This window comes from Domibacillus indicus (assembly GCF_023715895.1).
Classification (GTDB): Bacteria; Bacillota; Bacilli; order Bacillales; family Domibacillaceae; genus Domibacillus; species Domibacillus indicus_A.
This window is the reverse complement of record NZ_JAMBOO010000075.1, coordinates 1-531: the sequence shown is the minus strand read 5'-3', so window position 1 is coordinate 531 and position 531 is coordinate 1. Positions and strand designations below refer to the sequence as shown.

The window sequence follows — 531 nt, the reverse complement described above, 5'->3', positions numbered from 1 at the left end:
ACGGAGTCAAAGTCCGTTGCCTTACCGCTTGGCTATAGCCCAAAAATATGGGGCGATCGAGGGGAATCGAACCCCCGAATGTCGGAGCCACAATCCGATGCGTTAACCACTTCGCCACGACCGCCATACTGGTGGAGGGGGGCAGATTCGAACTGCCGAACCCGAAGGAGCGGATTTACAGTCCGCCGCGTTTAGCCACTTCGCTACCCCTCCAGTATATAAAGTTACATAAAAAATGGGCCTGAATGGACTCGAACCATCGACCTCACGCTTATCAGGCGTGCGCTCTAACCAGCTGAGCTACAGGCCCATTATCAAAAATAATGGAGCGGGTGATGGGAATCGAACCCACGACATCAGCTTGGAAGGCTGAGGTTTTACCATTAAACTACACCCGCATTTTGTAAAAATGGCGGTCCGGACGGGACTCGAACCCGCGACCTCCTGCGTGACAGGCAGGCATTCTAACCAACTGAACTACCGGACCAACGATTGCGGGGGCAGGATTTGAACCTGCGACCTTCGGGTTAT

5 tRNA genes are annotated in these 531 nt (G+C 53.7%); all 5 read right to left on the bottom strand.

The annotated features are described in order from the left end of the window. Positions 1-48: 48 nt before the first annotated feature. Positions 49-124, bottom strand: a tRNA-His gene (locus M3221_RS25590). Positions 125-129: 5 nt separating this feature from the next. After that, positions 130-213, bottom strand: a tRNA-Tyr gene (locus tag M3221_RS25585). Between the two features lie 23 nt (positions 214-236). Further along, positions 237-310, bottom strand: a tRNA-Ile gene (locus M3221_RS25580). Between the two features lie 14 nt (positions 311-324). After that, positions 325-398: transfer RNA gene (locus M3221_RS25575), tRNA-Gly, on the bottom strand. A 12-nt stretch (positions 399-410) separates the two neighbouring features. Continuing rightward, positions 411-487, bottom strand: a tRNA-Asp gene (locus tag M3221_RS25570). Positions 488-531: the final 44 nt, after the last annotated feature.